Source organism: Amycolatopsis sp. NPDC004747, assembly GCF_053601335.1.
Genome location: NZ_JBSGBQ010000006.1, coordinates 125,879 through 149,803 on the forward strand (window position 1 = coordinate 125,879; position 23,925 = coordinate 149,803).

Annotated in this window: 12 protein-coding genes; 4 read left to right on the forward strand and 8 right to left on the reverse strand. The window is 73.0% G+C overall.

Features of this window, described 5'->3' with window-relative positions:
- The coding region (locus ACWEGE_RS11710; protein WP_449660383.1) for a hypothetical protein at window positions 1-603 on the forward strand (603 nt) is incomplete at its 5' end.
- Between the two features lie 124 nt (window positions 604-727).
- Here the strand turns inward: ACWEGE_RS11710 and ACWEGE_RS11715 are convergent.
- Together ACWEGE_RS11715 and ACWEGE_RS11720 are read right to left on the reverse strand one after the other, a co-directional pair.
- Window positions 728-2,884, reverse strand: coding sequence for a DUF6049 family protein (locus ACWEGE_RS11715; RefSeq protein ID WP_449660384.1), 2,157 nt, complete (start codon window positions 2,882-2,884; stop codon window positions 728-730).
- The gene (locus tag ACWEGE_RS11720; RefSeq protein WP_449660385.1) at window positions 2,881-3,435 is read right to left on the reverse strand and encodes an NUDIX hydrolase; all 555 of its coding nucleotides are present in this window, start codon (window positions 3,433-3,435) and stop codon (window positions 2,881-2,883) included. The genes ACWEGE_RS11715 and ACWEGE_RS11720 overlap by 4 nt, the downstream gene beginning before the upstream one ends.
- Window positions 3,436-3,536: 101 nt before the next feature.
- Here ACWEGE_RS11720 and ACWEGE_RS11725 point away from each other — a divergent pair, with 101 nt between their 5' ends.
- The 3 genes from ACWEGE_RS11725 to ACWEGE_RS11735 are packed head-to-tail and all read left to right on the forward strand — an operon-like array spanning window position 3,537 to window position 7,148.
- Window positions 3,537-4,973, forward strand: coding sequence for a CCA tRNA nucleotidyltransferase (locus tag ACWEGE_RS11725; protein ID WP_449660386.1), 1,437 nt, complete (start codon window positions 3,537-3,539; stop codon window positions 4,971-4,973).
- A gap of 3 nt (window positions 4,974-4,976) precedes the next feature.
- A complete protein-coding gene (locus tag ACWEGE_RS11730) occupies window positions 4,977-6,284 on the forward strand; it encodes a sensor histidine kinase (protein ID WP_449660387.1) in 1,308 nt (435 codons plus the stop codon).
- 12 nt (window positions 6,285-6,296) lie between these two features.
- A complete protein-coding gene (locus tag ACWEGE_RS11735) occupies window positions 6,297-7,148 on the forward strand; it encodes a class I SAM-dependent methyltransferase (protein WP_449660388.1) in 852 nt (283 codons plus the stop codon).
- Here the strand turns inward: ACWEGE_RS11735 and ACWEGE_RS11740 are convergent.
- Genes ACWEGE_RS11740 through ACWEGE_RS11765 form a run of 6 tightly spaced genes read right to left on the reverse strand, consistent with a single transcriptional unit; the run spans window position 7,135 to window position 23,919 of the window.
- On the reverse strand, window positions 7,135-9,042 hold the full coding sequence (locus ACWEGE_RS11740) for a TNT domain-containing protein (protein WP_449660389.1): 1,908 nt from the start codon (window positions 9,040-9,042) through the stop codon (window positions 7,135-7,137). The two genes, ACWEGE_RS11735 and ACWEGE_RS11740, sit on opposite strands and share 14 nt — an antisense overlap.
- A 34-nt stretch (window positions 9,043-9,076) precedes the next feature.
- Window positions 9,077-12,115: an ADP-ribosylglycohydrolase family protein gene (locus ACWEGE_RS11745; protein ID WP_449660390.1), complete on the reverse strand. Its 3,039-nt coding sequence runs from the start codon at window positions 12,113-12,115 to the stop codon at window positions 9,077-9,079.
- Window positions 12,116-12,131: 16 nt separating this feature from the next.
- Window positions 12,132-14,375, reverse strand: coding sequence for an ADP-ribosylglycohydrolase family protein (locus ACWEGE_RS11750; RefSeq protein WP_449660391.1), 2,244 nt, complete (start codon window positions 14,373-14,375; stop codon window positions 12,132-12,134).
- A complete protein-coding gene (locus ACWEGE_RS11755; protein ID WP_449660392.1) occupies window positions 14,376-15,791 on the reverse strand; it encodes a TNT domain-containing protein in 1,416 nt (471 codons plus the stop codon).
- Window positions 15,788-16,225, reverse strand: coding sequence for a hypothetical protein (locus ACWEGE_RS11760; protein WP_449660393.1), 438 nt, complete (start codon window positions 16,223-16,225; stop codon window positions 15,788-15,790). Before ACWEGE_RS11760 ends, ACWEGE_RS11755 begins: the two co-directional genes overlap by 4 nt.
- Entirely contained in the window at window positions 16,222-23,919 is a 7,698-nt protein-coding gene (locus tag ACWEGE_RS11765; protein WP_449660394.1) for a WXG100-like domain-containing protein, read from the reverse strand. Before ACWEGE_RS11765 ends, ACWEGE_RS11760 begins: the two co-directional genes overlap by 4 nt.
- Window positions 23,920-23,925 lie beyond the last annotated feature (6 nt).

The window sequence follows — 23,925 nt, forward strand, 5'->3', positions numbered from 1 at the left end:
CAGGTGGTCGTCCGGGGTGGGGCGTTCGCCGCGAGGTGGGCGTTGGTCGCGGGGCAGGTGGTCGTCCGGGGTGGGGCGTTCGCCGCGAGGTGGGCGTTGGTCGCGGGGCAGGTGGTCGTCCGGGGTGGGGCGTTCGCCGCGAGGTGGGCGCTGGTCGCGGGGCAGGTGGTCGTCCGGGGTGGGGCGTTCGCCGCGAGGTGCGCGTTGGTCGCGCGGCGGGTGGTCGTCCGGTGCGGGCCGTCGTTGGTCGCGGACCGGGCGGTCGCCGCGCTGGTCGCGGGCGGGCCCGTCGCCGCGAGGGGCACGGTCGCCGCGGGGTGCGCGGCCGTCGTGGGGGGCCTGGTCGCCGCGGCGGGGGCGGCCGTCGCGGGCCGGCGCGTCTTCGCGGGCCGGGCGCGCGTCGCGGACCGTCGCGTCGTCCGGCGCCGGCATCTGGCGCGTGTGGCCGTTGCGCGGCGGCTGGCGACGCCCGCGCTCCTGGGGCGGAGGCGGCTGCTGGCGGCGAACCGGCCGTGCCTGCTGCGACGCTTTCGGGGGCCCGTCACCCCGTTGCGGGGGCGGGGGGCCTTCGCGCCGAGGACGACCCGCACGCTCGGGTGGTAAGCCCGGCTCTCTCTCCAACGCGTGCCCAATCCTCGGTGCTCTACTCCGGTACCGCGGCCCGGTGCCGCGCACGTGCGGACCAAGGGTAATCGCGAACCGCCCGGAACACTCAAAGGCCGAGCGATCAGTCCACCACGTCCCGTCCCGCGCGGGCGTCCTTCACCCGCCGGTAGATCCGCCGGGAAGCGAGCAGAAGCAGGGCCACACCTGCGGCGACGGTCGCGATGATGGTGATCGCGCCGTACTCCGTCGACGTCAGTTCGAACCGCGCGGATGACCCGAGCGGGGTACCGGTGGGCGTGCGCAACGACACATCGACGCTGAACCGGCCCGCCCGCAGCGCCTCGACCGGCAGGAAGTAGTTCTTGCCGCCGCTGGCCGGGAAGAACCGGTCCTGGGCGTCGCCCGGGCGCAGGCCGGTGTTGTTGTCGAGGGCGAACCGGGCGTTGATCCCGACCGGCAGGTCGTTGCTGACGTACACCGGCAGCGGCGAGTTGCCGGACGCCAGCGCGATGGTCTGCTTCGGCTGCGAGACGGTCACCCGGCCGCTGATCGCGGACAGCTCGGCCTGGGCGTTCAGGGTGGCCGCGTCCGCGGGCAGGCCCCGCCACGCCGTGGACGCACCGCGCAGCTCGGCCAGCCGGACCGGCTCGACGACGTCGTCCGGTTTCACCCGTTTGGTGGCGTCGATCTGCATCGCGGACGCCAGCCCGGTGGCCTTGACGTCGAGGTCGGCCAGCGTCGAGACGACGCCGGCGTCGATGCTCCCGGCCGCGTCCGGTCCGCCGTCGCCGACCGGGCCGGAGGTTTCCGGGCTGGCGGCGAGCAGCGCCGGGAGCCCGGTCGCGGTGACCAGGCCCGCGTTCACGAATTCGCCGACCTGCTGCAGGTAGGTGCCGAACTCCTCGGCCGAGGCGTCCCAGCGCCGCGGCGGCGCGACCAGCAGGTGGTCCGGCCGCTGCTGCCCCGCGGCCAGGCCCAGCCCGGCGCGGAAGGCGAGGGCCCCGAGGCCGTTCTGGCTCGCGACCGCCCGCTCGGTCGTCGCGGACACGGTGACCGAGCCGGGCACCGCCGGGACGCCCGTCATCGCGGCGGAGATCAGCGAGTCGGTCGGCTGCACGCGGACGGCGCTGCCCTGCACGGTGACGCCGCCGCCGGCGGCCGCGGGCGCGAGCTTGCCCGCGTCGGTGAGCAGGGTCCGCACGCCGGCGTCGGTCAGCGCGGCGAGCGCCGCCGCGCCGGGCGTACCGCCCGGCCAGAGCACGCCGGTCTGCGGGGTGACGTCGGTCAGCTCCTGGATGGTCGCGGCGCCGGAGGCCGCGCGGGTGACCAGGCTGGTGTCGCCGGGCCGGATGCGGGTGAGCGCGTCGAGGTCGGCGTCGGCGAACGGCAGCGCCACCGCGCAGCGGCCGCCGACCAGCGCGCGGACCTCGGACAGCCACGTCTTCGCGGCCTCGGTGCCCTTGCCATCGACGTTGCCCGTGTCCGTGTGGACGAGGTAGCCGCGGGTCATCGCGTCGATGGTGGCGAGCAGGTCCGGGTCGAGCGCGAAGCACATCGACTTCGCGAGGTTGGGGCTGTTCCGCACGGCCGACGACGCCGACGTCACCAGGGCGTTCAGCCTGCCCTCCCCGCTGATCTCGTCGGCCAGCCGGTCGTCGGCCAGCACCACCGGGCTGCCGTACGGCGCCGCGTAGACGTGCGGGACGTTGCTGGTCAGCGGCCAGAGCAGGGTCATGCTCGGCGCCGAACCGGACCGGCCGGCCGCCTGCTTGCCCGGCGCGGTCACCACCGGCATCAGCATGCTGACCGCGCCGAGCCGCGCGGGCCCGCCGAACTCGGGCGTGCCGTTGACGTTGACCAGCAGCGGGTAGACGCCGGGGCGGCCGAACCGGTCCGCCCGCGGCCCGGTCAGGGGCACGGTGATGGCCAGCGGCGCGCTCTGGCCGGGTTCCAGCACGTCGGCGACCGAGGTGAACTCCGTCAGCGGGGTGTCCTTGACGACCGCGCCCGCCAGCACGTCGCCGATCCCGCGTTCGGTCGTCGCCCGGTCCCCGACCTGCAGCCGCACCTGCGGCTTGGTGACCCGGCGGTCGCCGGTGTTGGTCACCGTGCCGGTGACGGTCAGCGTCGTCGTCGAGCTGGTGATCACCCGCGGGCTGAGCCCGGCCAGGTCGACGCGCAGGCGGGCGCCCTCCTGGGCCTGGGCCACCGAAGCGCCGGCGAGGGCGGGAACGGCCAGGAAGAGGACGGAAAGGCAGGTTGCGGCGAACCGCTTCACTCGGGGGCTCCCTCAGGGGCGTGCTCGTCTCGTCCGTGGACGTCCGGGCGCGCGAAAAGTTCCGTGAGCATCTGACTGGCCTTCCGGACGAGCTTGCGCTCGTCGGAGTAGGCGAGTTTGGTCTCCAGCTCGGCCAGCGGGACCCAGGCCACCTCGGTGACCTCGACGTCTTCGTCGGAGAGCTCGCCGCCGAGCGCTTCGAGCAGGAAGTGGTGCACGGTCTTGTGGATGCGCCGCTTCTCGGCCACGAACCAGTAGTCGATGGTGCCCAGTGGCCGCAGGACGCGCGCGGAGATGCCGGTTTCCTCCTTCACCTCGCGCACGGCCGTCTGTTCCACCGTCTCACCGTCCTCGATGTGGCCCTTGGGCAGCGACCACAGCAGTCTGCCGTGCCGGTCGAGCCGGCCGATCAGCACCGCCTGTTCGCGCATCGGGTCCACCACGAGACCACCGGCCGACGTCTCGTCGACCGTGGTCAGCCGCCTGCCGCGCTGCCGCCTGCGCCGCCTGCGCGGCTTCGAGGCGCCGGGGCGGCCGGCTGATCCAGACATGCTGCGATGCTAGAGCAAACGGTTCCCCCGGTAGGCTGGCTCTCCGTGTCCGTGTCCGGCGGTGCCTGCAGCTATCGCACCTGGAACGTAGTGGGATTTTCGTGAACGACGTGGTCGACAAGCAGGTGGTGGAGCTGATGCGGGTCTCCCCACTGGCGGACGAGCTGGCGGAACGGTTCGCCAGGGCGGGGCACCGCCTCTACCTCGTGGGCGGCAGCGTGCGCGACGCGCTGCTCGGCCGGCAGTCCGGCGACCTCGACTTCACCACCGACGCGCGGCCGGACCGGGTGCTGAAGATCGTCAGCGGCTGGGGCGACGCGGTCTGGGACGTCGGGATCGCCTTCGGCACGGTCGGCGTGACGAAGAAGGGCATGCAGCTCGAGATCACGACGTTCCGCGCCGACAGCTACGACCGCGTCGGCCGCAACCCCGAGGTCACCTTCGGCGACAGCATCGAGGGCGACCTGCTGCGCCGGGACTTCACGGTCAACGCGATGGCCGTCGAGCTGGCTTCCAAGACGTTCATCGACCCGCACGACGGGCTGAGTGCCCTGCGGGAGCGGGTCCTGGACACCCCGGCGACGCCGCAGGAGTCGTTCGCCGACGACCCGCTGCGGATGCTGCGCGCCGCCCGCTTCGCCGCCCAGCTGGACTTCACCGCCGCGCCGCGGGTGGTCGACGCGATGACGTCGATGGCCGAGGAGATCGACCGGATCACCGCCGAGCGGGTGCAGGCCGAGCTGTCGAAGCTGCTGCTGGCGGCCGACCCGCGGCCGGGCCTGGAGCTGCTGGTCGAGACCGGGCTGGCCGACCGGGTGCTGCCCGAGGTGCCCGGGATGCGGCTGGCGATCGACGAGCACCACCAGCACAAGGACGTCTACCAGCACTCGCTGACCGTGCTCGCCCAGGCGATCGAGCTGGAGAAGACGCACGAGCCGACGTCGGAACCGGACCTGATCCTCCGGCTGGCCGCGCTGCTGCACGACGCCGGCAAGCCCGCGACGCGCGAGTTCCAGCCCGGCGGCGGCGTCAGCTTCCACCACCACGAGGTGGTCGGCGCGCGGATGGCCCGCAAACGTTTGCGGGCGCTGAAGTACTCGAAGGAGATCGTCGACGACGTCTCCCAGCTCGTGTTCCTCCACCTGCGGTTCCACGGCTACGGCAAGGGCGAGTGGACGGACTCGGCGGTCCGCCGGTACGTCACCGACGCCGGCCACCTGCTGACCCGGCTGCACAAGCTGGTCCGCGCCGACTGCACCACCCGCAACCGCCGCAAGGCGGCCGCGCTGCAGGCCACCTACGACGACCTCGAGGCCCGGATCGCCGCGCTCAAGGCCAAGGAGGACCTCGACCGCGTGCGGCCGGACCTCAACGGCGAGCAGATCATGGAGCTGCTCGGCCTGAAGCCGGGGCCGGACGTCGGGAAGGCGTGGAAGTTCCTCAAGGAGCTCCGCCTGGACCGCGGCCCGCTGGAGCACGACGAGGCGGTCGCCGAGCTGAAGAAGTGGGCCGCGGAAAACGGCGTCGGGGACGCGTGAGCCGTGGCGGGCGGGGGCAGCTTCCTGGTGGCGCTGCTGAGGCGCGGCGCCCCCGCGATCGCCACCGCCACGAGTGAGCTGCCCGCCGAGATCGCCGACCCGGCCCCGATGCACGCGCTGCGGCGCATCGCGCGGATGTCGGGCCCGATCGACCCGACCGAGCGCGACGGCCTGCTGCTGCGCGCGACCCGGTACGTCGTGCTCATCCCGCTGGCGTACCGGCTGTTCGCGGTGCCGGGCCAGCTCGGCGTCTACGTCCTCCAGCACGGCACCACCGGGTTGCTGCCGGTCGGGGCGTTCACGCTCCTGTCGGTGGCGCTGAACGTCATCGGCCTCCGCTGGATGTTCCGCTCGGCGCCGTACCGCGGCCGGAACGCCGGGAAGCTGCTGGCCGTCGACCTGGCCTTCACCGTGCTTTCGCCGCTGGTCGTCGCGCTGACCGTGCCGTCGCCGGCGTACTTCGACGCGCTCGCGGTCACCAGCATCCACCTCTACGGCGAGATCGGCCTGCTCACGCTCGCGCTGGGCCTGCCGAGCGGCGTGGTGTTCGGGCTCCTCAGCTTCCCGCTCCGGATGCTGGCGAACCGGCTGAACACCGGCGGGTTCGACGTCGGCGCCGCGTTCTCGACGTACTCCGTCCTGCTCGCGGAGCTCTTCCTCGCCACCGCCGCGCTGGTGCTGACCGGTCTCGGCACGCGGCTGGCCCTGGCCTACGGCACCCGCAACGGCCGGCTCGCCGAGCGCGCCCAGCAGCACCGCAGGCTGCACGACACCGTGCTGCAGACGCTGGAGGCGATGGCCTTGGCCGGCCCCGGCGAGCCCGAAGAACGGCTGGTGGAGATCCAGCGGCTGGCCCGGGCCCAGGCCATGGAAATCCGGCACACCATCGAGTCGGCGGCGTCCGAGCGGGCCGAGGCCGGCGCCCGGCCGCTGGGCGAGAAGCTCGCCGCGCTCGCCGCCGAGATGGCTCGCGACGGCCTGCGCGCCCAGCTCGTGGTGGCCGAGCTGGACGACGACACGCTCTCGGAGGTCCGCCAGATCGCCATCCGCGACGCCGTGCGCGAGGCGATGCGGAACACGATGAAGCACTCGGGCACCGACCGGGTGGTGGTCCGCGTCGAAGAGCGCGACGGCGGCATCGCGGTGATCACCCGCGACCACGGCAGCGGGTTCAGCGCGGCCGATCACCCGGCCGGGTTCGGCATCAGCGAGTCGATCACCGCCCGGCTGGCCGAGGTCGGCGGGACGTCGCTGGTCGAGTCGGGACTCGCCGGGGGCGGCACGCGAGTGACGTTGTGGGTCCCGTTCTGATATCTCCTGACCATGACCTCGATCGAGCTGCTCGCCGACGCCCTCGCCGCCTACCGCACCGGTGACCGCGACCAGGCCGCCGAACTGGCGACCCAGGCCGGGCGCGCCGGCTCCACGCTGGCGGACGAACTGCGGACCTACCTGGGCGGCGACGGCTCCGCGCCGGTGTACGACCAGCCGAGTGCGTTCACCGCGTTCATCCGCGGCGGCGGCAACGTCGAGCTGTACCGGGCGCTGAGCGCCGCGCTCGCTGCCCGCTACGACGCCGCGAAGCCGGAATCGCTGCTCGACCTGGGCTGCGGCGACGGCCTCGCCGTGGTGCCCGCGCTGGAGCAGGCCGCGCACCTCCCGCCGCGGATCGACCTGGTCGAACCGTCGGCCGCGCTGCTCGAAGGCGTCCACGAGCGGGTGCCCTCGGCCCAGTGCTGGCAGTCGACCGCCCAGGACTTCCTGGCCCGCGACGACCTCGGCTGGGACTTCGTCCAGTCGACCTTCGCGATGCAGTCCATCGAGCCGGAGCAGCGCGCGGAGGTGCTGCGGACGCTGCAGCCGCGCACCGGGACGCTGGTGCTGGCCGAGTTCGACGTCCCCGAGTTCGAGGAAGGCTCGATCGAACACCTCCACTCGCTGGTCGAGCGCTACGAGCGTGGCGTGGCCGAGTACGGCGAAGACGCCACGCTGGTCGCCCAGGGCTTCCTGCTGCCGGTGCTGCTCGGGATCGTTTCCGGGCAGCAGCGGACGAACTGGGAGCACCCGGCCGGGGTCTGGGCCGAGCAGCTGACGACGGCGGGCTTCACCGAGGTCGACGTCACCCCGCTCGCCGACTACTGGTGGTCGCCCGCCGTCCTGATCACTGCCTGCTGAGCGAGCCCGTCTCGGCGTGCTGGGCGAGCGGCCGGGGCAGCAGGTACGCCACCGCGCCGCCCGGCATCCCGCCCCACGGTGCCGTCACGCCGGTCAGCACGCGGATCGCGCGCTGCACGCGGTAGAGCCGCTTCTCGCGTTCGCGTTCGAACGCCAGCGCCGTCTCGACGAACCGCGAGCCGTCGGCGTGCACCAGGTTGCCGGTCTCGTTGCCGAACCGGACGACCGTGGTGCCCGGCGGCAGGGTGATCAGGCGCTTGCCGCGGTAGAAGTTCAACGGCGGCTCGCCGCGCATCGGCAGGATCGGCCAGTCGGCGGGCTGGTCGGACTCCTCGGCCGGCCGCGGCGGCTGCATCAGCAGCACGCCGAGGAGGAACCGGGCCGCGTCGCCGAGCGAGCCGAACGCCACCGGCTCGTCGGACGGCGGCCGGGAAACCTCCCAGCCGTTCTCGGCGCGGCGCAGCGTCCAGACGCCCTCGGCCGGGATCTCGTTCGCGCCGATGCGGTAGGCCGAGGCCGGGACGCCGTGCTCGGCGAGCCGCTGCTGGAGCAGCTCCAGGGTCTCCGCGCCCCTCAGGTTCCGGACCGGCTCGCCGCGGGCCACGCGGGTCAGCGCGCGATCGTCCGGCAGGTCGGCGGTCGTCTGCGGCGGCCGCGGCTGCCCGAGGATCTCCGCCTCCGCCGTCGCCCGCACGAGTTCCCCGACGAACGGGGGGCGGAAGCCCGCCGCGCGCGCGTGCTCGACCAGCTCCGGCTCCGGCGGCACGCCGTACTTGCGCAGGTAGTGCGGCACGGCGGCGGGCCAGATCCAGGTGCCGTCGGTGTGGAACGCGTTCGGCACGTCCGGCTTCGCGCCCGGCCCGCCGAAGATGTCCGGCAGCGGCGCGGGCCGGTGCAGCGCCACCGGCGCCCGGAACAGGTAGTCGAGCAGGCCGCGGACCTGGTCCGGCGGCACCGGCGGCCGGTTGACCACCGGGCGCTCGCCCTCGACGTGCGAGTCGGCGATCCGGGCCTGCCGGAACACGACGTCCAGCGGCAGCCCGGCCTTGGCCGTCAGCCACGGGGGCAGGTGCTTCGGCGTCCGCGGGAAGGTCGCCAGCTCCAGCTCGTAGGCGGCGGTCGACGGGCGGCCGCCGTCGTTGGGCGGCACCCGCCAGTCCGGCTCGCGGTCGGCGTCGAAGTCGAAGTCGAACTGCGACTGCGCGTCCAGGGTGAAGGTGCCCTGGAACCACGTGCCGGACTCGGGCTGGAACATCGCCGCCCGCAGCCGGGCGAAGAGCCCGCCGAGCCGCGGCACCGCGGGCAGCGACACCGACACCGGGCCGTCCTCGTCGCCCACCGCGCGGACCTCGATCTCGGCGTAGTCCCCGACCTGCCGGAACTGCGCGCCGACGCGCGCCCAGCCGCCCGGCACGGTGTGCAGCAGCGTCCGGCCGATGGCGCGCAGCAGCGCGTTCTGGTCGTCTTCGCCCGGCTTCGGCCGCGCCTCGGCCGCCTCGGTGAAGTCCAGCCGCGTCTGCCACAGCGCGGTCACCTGCTTGGCCGGCACGGTGACCGAGAAGTCGGTCAGACCCAGCTGCGCCGCGCGGACGGCGTCGTCGCGGACCCAGCGCAGGGTCAGCTCCGGCCGGTCGCCCGGCGCGACCTCGAAGACCTCGCCGTCGTACTCGGCGAAGGTGCGCAGCGTGAACGTCGACGGCACTTCGCTCGCCGGGACGACCTTCGCCGGTCGTCCCGCGAACTCCTTGTCGAAGCCCTCCGGCGCCTCTTCCTCCGGCAGCACCGACAGCAGCACGGTGCCGTCCGTGGTCGACCGCTGCGCGCGGAATGTCCCCTCGCCCCACGTCGCATACAGGCCGTCCGGGCGTTCGGCCACCTCTACCCGGTAACGCACGTTTGTCCTCCCCGTCCCCAGTAGCCCCACGAACCTAGTCGACCGGGTACCGAGCGAACCACCGGTCGTCGCCCGGCGCATCCGGGCCGAACTCGGCGAGCGCGTCATCCGCGAGGCCGACGATGACTTCGCGGAGTTCCAGCTGGTCCAGCCAGCTTTCCCGCAGCGCTTCCTCGCCGTACATCGCGCCGACGAGGTTGCCGCAGACCGATCCGGTCGAATCGCTGTCGCCGCTGTGGTTGACCGACGCGAGCAACGCCGAGTCGGCGTCGGTGGTGGTCGACGCGACGTAGACCGACATCGACAACGCCGTCTCGCCGACGTTGCCCTGGCCCAGCTGCTCGAGCTTCTCCGGCGTCGGCGGCCCCGGCATCGCCAAGGCCGCGTCGAGCGCCGCGCTCTGCTCTTCGTGCCCCGGGTGCTTCACGAGCTCGGCCCGCGCGGTGGCGACCGCGTCGAGCAGCGGCTTCCCGTGGAGCAGCTCATGCACGATCACCGCGAAGCACCCGGACGACAAGTACCCGCTCGGGTGACCGTGGGTCAGCGCCGCGCTCTCGGCCCCGAGCCGGAACACCTCGGCGAGGTCGTCCGACCACAGCGCGATCGGGGCCGCGCGCATCACGCCGCCGCACCCCTTCGAATTGTTCACCGGGCGGTCGATGGTGCCCCGGACACCCGAGCGGCCGTACGCCTCCAGCTCGCCGAAGCAGGTCAGCCCGGGTGCGCGGCGGCTGAACAGCTCCTGGTGGGTGATCAGCCACCCGTCGGGAGCCGCCATCGCCGACTGCGGACCGCGGGCCCGGTCCCAGGTGACGCCCTGGGTGTGCAGCCAGCGCTGGTAGGCCAGCTGCAGCGAGTGGACGACGTCCGCGGACCCGGTCCGGCGCCGCTGGGCGTGCGCCCGGATCAGCGCTTCGAGCGTGAACAGCGTCATCTGCGTGTCGTCGGTGATCCGGCCGACGCCGCCGTACGCGGGGATGAAGTCGGTGATGCCGTCCGGCCCGGCGATCTCGCGGATCCGGTCGATCGAGTCGAACTCCGTCTTCGCGCCCAGCGCGTCGCCGATCGCCCCGGCCAGCAGGCTGCCCCGCAGTCGCGATCGCAAGCTCGGTCCCTTCGGCTCCGGGGTGAACCGGCCGCTCGGGTACCGGCGTTCCCACCGCGCGTGTTCCGCGGCCTCCGTCTGGAGACCGTTGCGGTTGAAGTACCAGAAGACGTCGCTCGCCACGTCTTCGAGCAGCCCGAGGTCGGGCAGGCTGGTGATCCAGGGCAGGCCGGGCACGCCGACGCGGGCACCGACCAGCGCACCCGCGATCGCCCCGGCCACCGGACCGGACCGCGCGGCGAGCCTGATCGCCGCTTCGGGGTCGTATCCGCGCTTGGCCGCGGCGAACAACGCGCGGCCGAGCACCGACCGCACGCTCCGGCCGTCGCCGATCGACTCCAGCTGCGTGACGTCGTCGGCGTCGCGGTCCGCGCGCAGCGCCAGCGTCGACGCCGCCAGGTCGCCACCCACCTCGTGCAGGCGGACGTGCACCGGCAGCGCGAAGGTGTCCCGGGTCAGGAGGGCCTGGAACAGCGAAACCAGCAGTTCGACGCCCTCGGTGACCTCGGCGCCGGCCGCGCTGCCGATCAGCTCCCGGGCGACGTCTTTGGCGTACTTCTCGCCGTCGACGTCCGCCAGTGACACCGCTCCGGCCGGGGTCGCGGCCAGCGCCGTGGCCAGCAGCGCGGAGAACTCGGCGGGCGCGGGGCCGGCGTGCCGGGTCGCGACGGCGAGCCAGCCGACCGGGTCCGGTTCGGGCAGCGTCGCGGGGACTTCGCCGGTCGGCACCGGCGGCAGGCCGCGCAGCACGATGTCGGTGTGGAACAGCAGGTGCCGCGTCAGCCCGCCCAGAGGCAGCGGGCTCGCTGGGTCGGCGCCGCCGCCGAGGGCGTCGCCGATCGCGAAGCCGACGTACGCGCCGACGATCCGGTGCCACGCGAAGCGGTCGGGCGGTGTCCCGAAGGCGGAGAACTTCCCGTACGTCCACGGCACCGGCCGCGGGCGCGCGTCTTCGCCGACGTGCGCGATCAGGCCGTTCGCACCCAGGTCCGCGGGCCATTCCGGGGCCTGCCCGGCCCGGCGGCGGACACCGTTGCGGTACTGCCAGGCGAATCCGCGCAGGTACCGGACGCACTCCTCCGGCGTCAGCTCGAAGTGCTGGTCGCGGGCGTGGTCCAGGGCGTACCGCAGGTGCCGGGCCGGCAGGTCGGGCGGCTCGACGCCGAACTCCGCGACCAGCGCGGGCAGCGCCGCGGCCACCTCGGGTCCGGCTTCCGGCGCGGGTTCCGCCACGATGGGCCGGTCCACGCCGGTCGTGCCCAGTTCGGCGGCGGTGAGGCTGCGGACCAGGCCGGTGCCGGGATCGAGCGTCAGTCCCGTCGACGCCGGCAGTTCGCGGACCGGTACCCGCCACCGGCGCGGGTACCGCCCGGGCACCTTCGCCGACGAGCTGTAGGCGATGACTTCGCGCTCGCTCTTGCCGGGGACCGGCCGCAGCAGCGGCTCGCCGTCCGGCAAGGGCACGAACACTTCGCAGTCCAGCAGGGCGCGGACGAACTCGGCGCGGGTGATCCAGTTCGCGGCCAGGTAGTTCAGCAGCTTCTCGGCGTCGGTCGCCGGAGCCGGGAAGCCGCGCCAGACCGGGCCCGGGGTGTACTGCTCGTTGACCCGGTACTCGCCGTTCGCCCCGGTCCAGCCGCGCACGGCGCGCACCGGGAGGTCCAGCTCGGGGAACGCCTTCTCGTCGAACTCCGGGTCGACGTCCGGCTGCCACTCGGCCTCGGCGGGCGGGCTGGCCATCGCCGCCTGGTCGAGCGTGATTTCGCCGTCGTCCGGCACGAACACCACGGGCCCTGGGAACAGGCCCGCGCCGATGTCGGTGCCGTCCAGGTAGGCGGCCGCGTTGACCGTGAAGCGCCAGCCGTCCGGGCGGCGCGCGGTGAACTCCGGCCGGATCCGCAGCCGGTCGCCGCCGGGCCGCGTGCGCAGCCATTCCCGCGCGCGAGCGGCGGCTTCCTCTTCGTCCATTCTCCCCATCCTCGCGCTAATGCCGCGGGTACCGCTCGATCCAGGCGTCGCCGAGCGCGCTGAGCGCCGAGTGCCGGTCGAAGTGCCAGTAGGCGTCCGAAGCGACGTTCTCGACCAGGTACCGCAGTTCCAGCTGGTCGACCCACTTCTGCGGCAGCCCGGGGATCCCGGTGCGGGCACCGAGCAGGGCCCCGGCGATCGCCCCGGTGAGCGCGCTGCGGCCGGAGTGGTTGACGGCGCGAAGCAGCGCCTGCTCCGGGTAGTTCTCGAAACCCGACAACGCGGCGAAGGCGCGTCCGAGCACCGATAGCGTCGTCTTCCCGTCGCCGATCAGCTCGGGTATCCGCAGGTCGGGCAGCCCGTGCTCACCGAAGAACGGCACCGATTCGGCGACCATGTCCTTGATCGCCGTCCACTCCGGGCCCTGCTGGAACTGGTTGTCCGGGTTGAGCACCTCGCGGCTGGTGTTCCAGATCGGGAAGCTGAACGCCTCCTTGGTCAGCGCGTGCTCGAACAGCCAGGTCAGGTAGGTCGCGGCGGCCAGGTCCTCCTCGTGGGGGTGCGTGACGCCGGCCAGCTCGCGCACCGCCTGCCGCGCCCCGCCGCTGAGCCCGCTGCCGGGCCCCGCCACGGTCAGCGCGGCGGGCAGCGCCGTGATCAGCGCGGCCGGGCCGGACATCGGCGGCGCGCCGTCGGCCCCGGTGGCGAGCTGGTGGTAGGCGTTGAGCTCGGCGTCGTCGATGTCACGCCGGGCGTGCAGGTCCGGGACCTGCACGAGCCAGCCGTCGATGGCGTCCATCGGCGCGCCCTGGGTGCGCAGCCAGCGCTGCAGCGCCCCGCGGACGACGTCGGGGAAGAGCCGTTCGGCTTCGCGGGATTCCGGCTGCTCGCGGTGCGGGCTCCGGATGACGGCCTCGGTGTAGAAGAGCAGCCGCTGGGTCAGCGAGCCGATCCGGCCGGGCTGGTCGAACGCCGGGATCAGGTCGGTGACGCCTTCGATGCCGAACTTCGCGTGGATGTCGTGCAGCATCATCCGGTCGACGGCCGCGCCGAGGGCCTCGCCGAGCGCGAAGCCGACGTACGCGCCCGTGACGCGCTGCCAGCCGTAGCGGAAGCCGTCGAGGTCCCGCTCGAAGTACTTGCCGAACGTGTCGAGCCGCGGCACCGTGCGCCCGGCGTTGTCGTACGCCGGGGCCAGCCCGTTCGCGCGCAGGTCGTTGGGCTTGCTGCGCGGCGGCTCCGGCATGCTCAGCCGCTTGAGCCACGACTCGCCGAGCACGGTCTTCGCGCACTCCTCGGCGGTCAGCTCGAAGCCGCGCCGCCGGGCCTTCTCCGCCGCCGCCAGCGGCGGCTTCACCGGGTCCGGCAGGCCCATCCGGGACGCGGTTTCGGTGGCGACCCGGATCAGGTCCTCCTCCGCCTCCGGGCACCGGCCGTGCACGTCGATGCGCGGCTCGTGCCGCGGGAACCGCTTGACGATCTCCGCGAGCTCGCCGCTGGAAACGTCCTCGATGGTCGTCGGGCCGCCGTTGATGACGAGGTTCGGCGGGTGCTCGAACTCGGCGAGCGTGGCGACGTCGACCTTCCACCAGCCGTGCTCGCGCGAGGGCAGGTGCCGGGTCGAGCTGAACACCTTGAGCTCGTTGCGCTCCTCGGCGAAGTAGAACCGGTCGGTCTTGCCGGTCTCCAGGTCGAGCGGGACGTACACCTCGCACCGGATCAGCCCGATGAGCAGCAGCTCCCGGGTCAGCCAGCCGACGCTGCCGAACGACAGCAGCGTCTCCAGGGTGTTCTCCGGCTTCGGGTAGCCGCGGCGGATCGGGCCGGCCTTGTACTCCGGGTTCTCCCGCTCTTCGCCGGTCTGGTTGCCGTCGGCGTCGACCTTCACCCAGCCCGCGACGGCCTGCAGCGGCACGCCCAGCTCGCCGAGCCCGGCCTTGACGTACTCGGGGTCGACGACCTCGCGCCAGTTCTCCTGGCCGGGGAAGGCCACCGGCACCGACAGGCCGCCGGGGTGCGGGTGCGCCTGCCGCAGCTCGCCGTCCGGTTCGCGGACGACGACCGACGGCGGCGGGAAGATCTCCTTCTCCGGCCGGCCCTCGTCGAGGAACGCGATGGTGTTGTAGGGCACCGACCAGCCCTCGGGGATGCGCAGCACCTTCTCGGTGTCCACCCGCAGGCCCGCGGGGCCGGAGACGTCCGGACCGTGCACCGCGCGCAGCCACTGGCCGACCTTGGCAATCGCTTCCGCCGCTTCCACCTACTCGATCCTCTCCAGGCTTCCGTCGGACTCGTGCTCGGCGATCGTCTTCGGCAGCACGAAGGCCACCGCGCCACCCGGCAGGTTCGCCCACGGAACCGTGATGCCGGTGATCACGTGCAGCGGGCGTCTGAGCCGGTAGCTCCGCCGCACCCGCTCCCGTTCGAGCGGCAGCGACGTCGTGGCGAACCGTACCTCGCCGTGGTGAACGAGATTGCCCGGTTCCTCGCCGAAGCGCAGGACGACCGTACCCGCCACCAGCCTGGTGATGCGCTTGTTGCGGAGCAGGGTGAGGGGAGGCTCACCCGGAGCCGGGTGCACCGGCCAGTCGTCGAGCTCCTTGGCGGTTTCCAGCGGGGTTTCGTGCCCGGCGGTCATCCGGGCGGGGTGCAGCAGCAACGCGCCCAGCAGCTGCTGCGCGGCGTACTCGAGCCGGGCGAAGTACTTCGGTTCGCGAGGTTTCCCGCCGGCGTACGCGGCGACCTCCCAGCCATCGGGCGTGTAGTTGAGGCACCAGGCGCCGTCCGCGCGTTCGCCGACCCGGTACGCCTCGGGCCACACCCCGTGCTCGCCGAGCCGCTGCACCAGCACGGTCAGCAGCTCTTCGTCGCCCAGCTGCGGGTCCGGGGTGGTTTCCAGCTCGGCGACGACGTCTCCGGCGGTCTTCTTCACGTCGGCGCGCGACGGCTTCGGCCGCGGCTTGCCCAGCAGGTCCGCCTCGGCGGTCCGCCGGACCAGCGGCTCGACGTACGGCGGCTGGAAGTGGTGCCGCCGGATGTGCGCGACCAGGTCGGGTTCCGGCGGCACGCCGTGCTTCGCGAGCAGGAGCGGGACCGCGTCGGACCAGATCCACGTGCCGTCGGTGTGGAAGCGCTCGTCGTCGGTTTCGTGCACGACGGCTTCGCGCTCGAGGTACTGCAGCACGAGCGGCACCTCGGTGTCGGTCAGCGGCGGCCGCTCGACGTCCGGGCCGCCGGCTTCGGCGTGCCGGAACACCACGCCGAGCGGTAGCTGCGCGCGTAGCCGCCACCAGTCCGGGATGTGCTCGTCGGCCCGCGGGAACGCGGCGAGCTCCTCCGGGTAGGCGGCCGGCTCGGGTGGGTCGGTCCACACCGGATCATCGTCGAGCGCGAAGTCGAAGTCGAAGCTGCCGTCGGGGTTCAGCGCGAACCGCGCCTGCAGCCAGGTGCCGCGGCCTTCGGTGTACATGCCGGCCCGCAGCTCGGTGAAGAGGACGGCCAGCTCGTCCGGGATCGTCGTGTTGTGGCCCGCGGTTTCGGTGTGCTTCCCGACCTGCCGGAAGTCGGCGACGGCGGGCACGCCGGTGTTGACGCGGTGCTCGCGCACGAGCTTTCCCAGCCGCACCAGGAGAGTGCGCTGCTCGTCGGGCGAAAGTCGATGTTCCACGTGAATCATCGCGCCAGGGTCGAGGTGTAGCCGAAGGTCGGCGGCTGTCCGGCGTCGAGGCGGGCGAACTCGTCCTCCCACATCTTGAAGGTGCGGCGGTACAGCGAAACCTTGAGCGCGGCCTCTTCCCGGCTGAGCGGCCGGCCTTCCTCACGGGCCACCGAGTGCATGGCGCTGATCGTGCCGTAGAGGGCGAAGATCGGTCCGTCGCCGCGGAGGTACTCGCGCCGCAGGTCTTCGGTCCGGATGACGAACTGCTGCTCGGTCAGGGCCCCGATGTCCCCGGCCTGCGCGAAGAGGACGTCGTCGATCTTGTCGTTGTCCTCGACGAACCGCCCGGTCCGCCAGCTCAGGATGTAGCCGGCCAGCCCGCCGTCGGCCGTCTTGTCGAGCCGGTACGGGCTGTCGTGGTGCCGGAAGTACGCCGGCGTCTCGATCGTCATTGCTCCGGCCTCTTGTTCAGCGCTTCCCAGAACTTCTCCCGCTCCCGCTTCAGCAGGGCGTTGATCAGGGCCTGCTCCTCCGCGGTGTAGGGCCGCGGCCGCTTCTTGCCCGTCTCCGGATCGGGGCCGGGGCCTTCGTCGACGGCCCGGGCCTTGATGTCCCGGCGCACCTCGTAGAGCGCGTGGTCGTAGGCGGAGACGGCATCGACCGCCTTGAGGTGCAGCCGGAACTCGGCGACGTGCCCGTCGATCCGGACCTTCATCTGCAGGTCGCTGTAGCCGGCGGGCTGCGGCTTCACGAACCGGTCTTCGAACTCGACGATCTCGATGTCGTCGCGCGCCCGGATCTTTTCCAAGGCGGCGTACAGCATCTCGATCTTGTCGAAGCGGACGATGCCGCCGGCGATGTCGGTCAGCCGCGACGGGTCGCCGCCGTAGTTGGACTCGATCTTGTCCTCGGCGCGGCCCCGGCCCTTGAGCGTCTTGCGCAGGTCCGGCTCGCCTTCGGTCTCGGCCGCGATGTCCGGCACGACCTCGCGCAGCTTCGCCATCGCGACCTCGGCCCGTTCGTAGACGTTGTCCAGGTACTTCTTGAACTCCGTCGCGTTGCCCAGGTGTTCCCGCGGGTAGGGCGGCTGACGGCGGTCGGCGTCCTCGTACCGGGCGTTGTCCGCGGTCGCTTCCTCGGACACCCGCCGTTCGGTCTCGCCCAGCTCGATGTGGTTGGGCTCGGCCGGGATCTCCTCCGGGAGCGTGCCGTGCTCGCGCTGCTCGTGGACGTCCCGCAGCGAGTCCTCGAAGATCCGCACGGCCTCGTCGTGCGCGAGCAGGTTGCCCAGCGCGAGCGGGCGCTGGGCCAGCGAGTCGGCGATGTAGGCGTTGGCCTCGTCGCCGAGCAGCCGGACCAGCTCGGGCCGGTTCGGCAGCTGCGCTTCGAGGTAGTCCTTGAGCGGGCCGAGGTCGTGGGCGCGGCCGAGCTCGTCCTTGGCTTCGACGTGCGCGTTCGCCAGGTCCGGGTGGGCCAGCGCGGCCTGCAGGTCCTCGCGGCCGAGGAACCGCTCCGCGTCCGGGTGCGCGCCCACGGGTTCCGCGGCGCCGTAACCACCGCCGTGCGGCTCGCCCGGGCCGTGCTCGCCCTGGCTCTCGGTCCGGGCGTGCACCTCGTCCGGCGTCCCGATGTGCATCAGCTTGATGCTGTTCGCCGGCTGCGGCAGGTGCATCAGGTCGCCGGACTGCGGGTCGATGAACGCGACGCCCTCGCGGGTGTGCACGACCATCGCCACGTGCCCGTACTCGACGCCGTTCGGGCCCGGGTACTTCACCGCGACCACGGCGTGGTGGTCCACCGGCATCCCGCGCATCTCGCGGATGACGTCGTCGTAGCTGCCGCGCGCGGAGAACGTCTCCCCGAACCGGCCCTCGAGGTGCTCGAGCGTGCCGCGGGTGCCCATCTCGTGCGGCAGGATCGGCTCGGCCGTCATGTCGCCGCCGCGCTGGCGGTCCATGTACGCCTCGGGCCCGCGCGTGCAGTTCGTCATGTAGCCGTTTTCGAAGGCGCCCGGCTGGTGGAAGCCCGGGTTGACGTCGCGCAGGTGCGGGTGGCGGTCGTGGACGTAGGCCGCGCGCTCGGACGGCGTCGTCCCGCCCGCGTGGATGGCGGGCTCGGCGGGCGGGTTCGTCGCCCGGGCCAGCCGCGAGTAGTCGTGCACCGACACCGGAGGCGGCGGCGGTTCCGCGGGGGCGTCCTGGACGTCGTGGACCGACGGCTCGTGCGGCGTGACGTGCTCGGGTTCGCCGAGGCCGCCGAGCCGCTCCATGATCGCGGCCTGCCTGCGCCGTTCGAACTCGGCCGCATTGTGGTCGTTCTCGGCCCGGCGCTCGGCCATCTTCTCCCGCGCGGCCTCCGGCTCGAGGTAACGCGGGTGGCCGGGGCCGATCTCCTCGGCGACGATGACCCACTTGCGGCGGCCGTCCGGCCCGATTTCCAGCCGCTTCTCGTGGACCAGCAGCTGCGTACCGGGCGGCGACAGCGCCTCGCGCTCGCCCGGGTTTTCGGCGAGCTTCGAGATGTCGCGCAGGTTGTCCGACCGGACGTGCAGCTCGATGTCGTCGCCGAACTTCGACGTCGAGAACTCGTCGGTCTTGATCGACGCGCTGGAGAACGCGGACTCGACGATCACCGAGCCCGGCTCGTACGGCCTGGCGACCAGGTCCGCCAGGTGCGGATCGCCGCCGACGTCGTAGGCGCGGATGGTCTCGCCCGACTCGGGCCGGATCTGGTTGAGGCCGTCCATGATCGCGCGGGTGTTCTGCTGCGCGAGGTCGAACCCGGGGTGGTCCGGCCCGCGGCGCAGGGCCTCGTTGACGTCGTAGGCGTACTCGCCGCGGGTGTAGCCGTGCAGCGCGACGGCACCCTCGTCGGTCACCGGCAGCCCGGCCGCGTCGCGGCGGGCCAGCGCGCGGTCGTGGATCTGCTGGTAGATGTCCTCGTTGCCGACCGCGCTGCGGATGCTCTCGTGGTCGGCCGGGGTGCCGCGGTGCTCGCCGTCGAAGAGGTAGCCCTCGTCGTGCGGGACGCGCTCGGTCGTCGGGTTGAGCCGGTCGCCGATCGTGTCGGTGATCGTCTCCGGCTCGGCGACGTGGTGCGGCGGCGCGTCCCCGCCGCCGAGCGGCATGGTGTGGATGCCGGTGGCGTCGTGCGGCAGTTCGGCGAGCCGCCCGGTGACGGGGTCGGCGAACAGCACCCCGTGCTCGGTGTGCACGGCGGCCACCAGCCGCGACTCCCCGGCGGGCGTCTCGAAGGCGACGGCGCTCCGCGCGCCGACGGGGCGTTCGCCGAGCTCACGGGCAACGCCGTCGAAGCTGTCCCGGCTGCTCCACGGGCCGCCGAGCTGCTCGCTGAGGTTCTGCTGCCGGGCCGGCCCGGCGACGACGTCCTCGCCGTTCATCCGCCGGTCGAAGGCGACCATCGATTCGGCGGCGTTGGTCCGGTAGCCGTTCTCGAGGCTCTCCGGGCTGTAGTGGTTGCGGGTGTTGACGCCGCTGAGCTCGGGAACGGCGTCGCGCACGAGCCGCGCGTGCTGCTGCGGCGTCTCGACCGACCCGGCGTGCAGCACGGGCCGGCCACCGGGAACGAGCGGCTCCGCGAGCTGCGCCCAGCCACCCTCCGGCTCCCCGGTGGCCGGCGGCCGCCGCTCGGGCAGTGGTTCAGCGCCCGGCTCGTCGAAGGGGTTGAGCTTCGACGCCAGGTCGTTGCTCGGTGCGTACTGGGGGTGCTCCTCGTAGAACTTCGCGAGCTTTGCGTCGGCTTCGCGCTGGAAGCGGTCCTCGTCGGCACGCTCACCGGCCCGGCGCTGCTCGATCGCATCCCGCGCGTCGGCCTCGCCGAGATGCCCCGGCTCGCCGGGCGCGATCTCTTCGGCGTGCACGACGTAGTGCGGTTCCCCACGCACCGGCGCCGGCTTGTGGTTGGGGTGACCGGGACCTTCTTCGATGCCGGTGATCTTGAACTGCGTCCCGGCCTTGAAGAGCACTTCGCGTTCGTGCCCGATGCTGGCCAGCTTCTCGACGTCACGGCCGGTCTTCGACTGGATCCGCATCTCGACTTCGCCGGGGAAGTTGCTGCGCGGGTGCTGCGCGTCGACCTTCGACGAGCTCAGGAACGACGGTTCGGTGATGTGCGCGCCGTCGTGGAACCGGGCGAGGAAGGCCTGAAGCCGAGAGACATCGCCCTTGAAGTCGACCCGCCGCGAGACAACGCCTTCGTGTGGCGGAAGCTCGTTGAGCCCGGAAACGAGCGCGGCGGCCTGCGGCGCGAGGTGCACGAGCTCGGGACTGCCCATCCGCAGCGCGTGGTTGAGCGGCCCGACCATCTCGGTCCGCGTGTAGGCGTGCACGGCAACGGCCCCGGCGTCCGACATACCGGGGTGCCACTCGTCGCGCTTCGCCCGCGCTTCGCGGTGGACCTGCTCGTGCCGCCACTCACCGTCCTGGTCGCTGGTCTTCCCGGAGTCCATGAACGTGTCTTCGATCCGCCGGATCCCGGCGGGATCATCGGTGTGGAACCGGGGATCGGTGAGGTAGGGCTCGTCCTGGCCCGGCTTCCCGTAGTCCCGTTCCCGTTCCGCATCGGCGGTTTCGTGCGGGTGGTCCGTGGCGAGGTCGCCGGGCGTCTCCTGGCCAGGATGGTGCTGTTCGTCCGGGGTCTGGTGTTCGCCGACGTGGTCTTGTTCGGGTGCCTGCTGGTCCGGTCGCTCGGCGGGGCGGTTTTGGTCGTGCTCGGTGGTGGGTGCGTTGTCGTGCGCTGGGCTTTCGTGGGCTGGTGTTGGGTGCTCGGCGGGGCGGTTTTGGTCGTGCTCGGTGGTGGGTGCGTTGTCGTGCGCCGGGTTTTCGTGGGCTGGTGTTGGGTGCTCGGCGGGGCGGTTTTGGTCGTGCTCGGTGGTGGGTGCGTTGTCGTGCGCCGGGTTTTCGTGCGCCGATGTCGGCTGTTCGGCCGGGAGGTCCTGGGCAGGCTCGCGCCCGGCCGTCGGCGAGTTCTCGTCCGCCAGGCGCTCGGCGGGCGCTCCCTGCTCGTGGCCAGGCGCGGGCGTGCGCTGGTCCGGCTGCTCGGCCGGCGGCTGCTGCGTGGGCTCGGTCGCCGGGGCCGGGCGGTCCTGGGCCGGCTGCGTCCGCGGCTGTTCCGGCGCACGGTCCACCGGCCGCGGCGGCTCGAACGGTCCCCGCGGCGGCAGGTGCTCCTGCGGCGGCCCGAACCGCGGCGGCGGAACCTGCGGCGCCCCGGCAGGCCGAACCGGCCCCAGCCGAGGATCGTGCGGCGGCCGTCCACCCGGCGGGGGCGGCATCGGCGGCCGTCCACCGGGGTGCGGCCCGGGGCCCTGGGGCCCGCGAGGCTGGTTCGGATACCCGGCGGGACGCTGCCCACCCGAAATAGGCGGACGCTGCCCACCCTGCGGAGGCATCCCCGAATGCGGCGGCATCCGCCGCGGATCCTGCGGCGGCAAACCACCTTGAGGCGCCTGTCCCGGATGATGCGGCGGCCCACCGTGCGGCGGCCGCATCCCCGGCTGCCCACCAGGCGCCGGCTGCCCGCCCTGAGCTCCGGGCTGCCCACCGTGCGGCGGCATCCCCCCAGCCTGAGACGGCTGCCCACCCCGCGGCCCAGCCGGCGTCTGTGCACCCGGCGGCACCGATTGCGCTGCATGGGGAGCTTGCCCACCGTGCAGCGGCTGGCCGTTCGGTGGTGCTCCATGGGGCGGCTGCCCAATGTGCGGCGGCTGGCTGCCGGGTGGTGTCCCGTGCGAAGGCTGACCACCGGGCTGGGACGGCTGCCCGTTGTGCGGTGCCTGGCCGGTTGGTTGTGCTCCGTGCGGCATTTGGCCGCCGGGCTGCGCTGCTTGCCCGTTGCGTGGGGGCGCGCTGTGTCCACCCGGCTGGGCTGGCTGTCCACCGTGCGGTGGCTGGCCGCCAGGTTGTCCCGCTTGCCCGCTGTGTGGCAGACCACCCGGCTGGGCTAGCCCATTGCGCGGCGGCTGCCCTCCAGGCTGTGCCCCGTGCAAAGGCTGCCCACCCGGCTGACCTGCCTGCCCGCCGTGTAGCGGTTGCCCGCCTGGCTGAGCGCCGTGCGGAGGCCGTGCCCCCGGGCGATACCCACCCGGCGGCATCGGCGGCTGACCGCCCTGCAGCATCCGGCGGGGGTCCGGTGGCGGGACACGTCGTGGCTGGTCACCGGCGGGCAGCGGGCCACCCTGGCGTGGGGCGGGGCCTCCCGGGGCGCCGCCGTTCGGCAGGCCGCCCGGTTGCGGGGGCGGGAATCCACCCGGCTGGGGCTGCGGTGACGGTCCGTTCTGGAACCCCGCCGGCCCACCCTCCGCCGCGAACGGCTGGCTCGGACCGCCCGCAAAACCGGACGCTCCGACGTTGTCCTGGGGACGTCCGCGGCCCGTTTCCGCGCCGAACCCCGGCGGCGGGGCCATCCCGTAGCCGCCCTGGGGTGCGGCCGTCGATGGCTGGCTCGGTGCCGCCACCGGACGCTCCGGCTGCTGGTCCGCGACGGGCCGGGACGCCTCGGCAGTCCGGTGCTCGGCGACCGGTGCCGGACCGCTGTCCGCCCGTTGCTGCGTTTCGGGCGCGGATGCCGCCGCCGGACGCTCCGGTTCGCCGCCTCGCGACGGGGACGCCGCGGCTTCCTGACGCGATTCCGCCGCCGCCGGTTCACGACGCGCCTCCGGTCCGGACGAGGCCTCCTGGCGTGGTTGCTCGCTCCGCGTCTCGGGTGCAGAGGAGGTTTCGGGGCGAGGCTGTTCGCTCCGCGATTCCGGTGCGGAGGAGGTTTCGTGGCGTGGTTGCTCGCTCCGCGTCTCAGGTGCGGAGGAGGCTTCCTGACGTGGTTGCTCGCTGCGCGACTCGGGTGCGGAGGAGGCTTCCTGACGTGGTTGCTCGTTACGCGACTCGGGTGCGGAGGAGGCTTCGTGACGTGGCTCTTCGCCCCGCGACTCCGCTGCGGAAGAGCCTTCATGGCGAGCCTCTTCACCCCGCGACTCCGGCTCAGAGGCGGCCTCACGACGTGACTCCTCACCCCGCGACTCCGGCTCAGAAGAGGACTCACGCCGAGACTCCGCCGAGGACTCCCCCCGAGACTCGGACCCCGAAGCGGATTCCGGCTCCGAAGAAGACGAAGAAGACTCCGAGGCCCCCCGCGCCGACTCCCCCGAGTCACCATCCGCATCAGCCCGCGGGATGTTCGCCTCGTGGACCGAGTGCAGCTGCTCCTTCGCGCCCCCGACCGCGCCCCCGACCGCCCCGCTGGAAGCGCCCATCAGCAGCTGCTCCGGCGTCAACGACCCCAGGTCCCCGGTCACCGCGGCCTGCCCGACCGTCTGCGCGACCCCCTCCACCGCACCCCGCGCGCCTGCCCGCATGGCCGCGTCCGCGACCTGGCCGCCCGCGCTGTGCGAAAGCCCCTCGGTCGCCCCGCGGCCGATCGAGCCCGATGCCGCTCCCACGACGCCGCCGACCGCTCCGGAGATCGCCGCGTCGGAGGTCTTCGACCAGTCCCAGTCCTTGCGGTCACCCTTGGCCATCTGCAGGCCCTGGATGCCCGCGTCCATGCCGAGGTTGATCGCCTCGTTCTTGAGGATCTCCATGCCGATCTTCTTGAGACCCTGCTTGAGCAGCTTCTCTAGCAGCTCCTTCGCGACCTGCTTGAACCCCTGCTGCGCCAGCTTCTCGAGCAGCTGCCGGAACAGCATCTGCACGGTCATCCGGGTTGCGATCTGGGCCGGCGCGATGCCCGCCGTCGAGCCGCCGAACGTCACCGCCGCCGCCGCGATCATCGCCGCGATCTGGGCCGCCAGGACGATCAGCGAGATGATGATCATGTACTTCGTGTACTCGACGTCCAGTGCCGTCTGGTCACACGAATCGCCGAGGGCCTTCGCCGCGTCGGCCAGCTGCTTGAAGTACGCCTCGTCGCCCTCGACGAACTTCTTCCACTGCTCCGCGAACGCGTCGGCGCCGTCACCCGTCCAGTTGTCGCGGACGCCGGACGCCGCCTGGTTGCCCGTCTCCGCCACCGGCCCGATCGCCGACGACGCCGTGTGCCACGCGTCCCGCAGCGCGCGCAGCTTGGTCTCGTCGCCCTCCGGCCAGCTCTCCCCGACGACGATCGGCAGCAGCCACTTGACCGCGTCGGGCATCTCCAT

Coding starts and splice junctions, on each gene's coding strand:
- ACWEGE_RS11720 (WP_449660385.1), bottom strand. CDS start 3,435: ATGTCTGGATCAGCCGGCCGCCCCGGCGCCTCGAAGCCGCGCAGGCGG.
- ACWEGE_RS11735 (WP_449660388.1), top strand. CDS start 6,297: ATGACCTCGATCGAGCTGCTCGCCGACGCCCTCGCCGCCTACCGCACC.
- ACWEGE_RS11745 (WP_449660390.1), bottom strand. CDS start 12,115: ATGGACGAAGAGGAAGCCGCCGCTCGCGCGCGGGAATGGCTGCGCACG.
- ACWEGE_RS11755 (WP_449660392.1), bottom strand. CDS start 15,791: ATGATTCACGTGGAACATCGACTTTCGCCCGACGAGCAGCGCACTCTC.
- ACWEGE_RS11760 (WP_449660393.1), bottom strand. CDS start 16,225: ATGACGATCGAGACGCCGGCGTACTTCCGGCACCACGACAGCCCGTAC.
- ACWEGE_RS11765 (WP_449660394.1), bottom strand. CDS start 23,919: ATGCCCGACGCGGTCAAGTGGCTGCTGCCGATCGTCGTCGGGGAGAGC.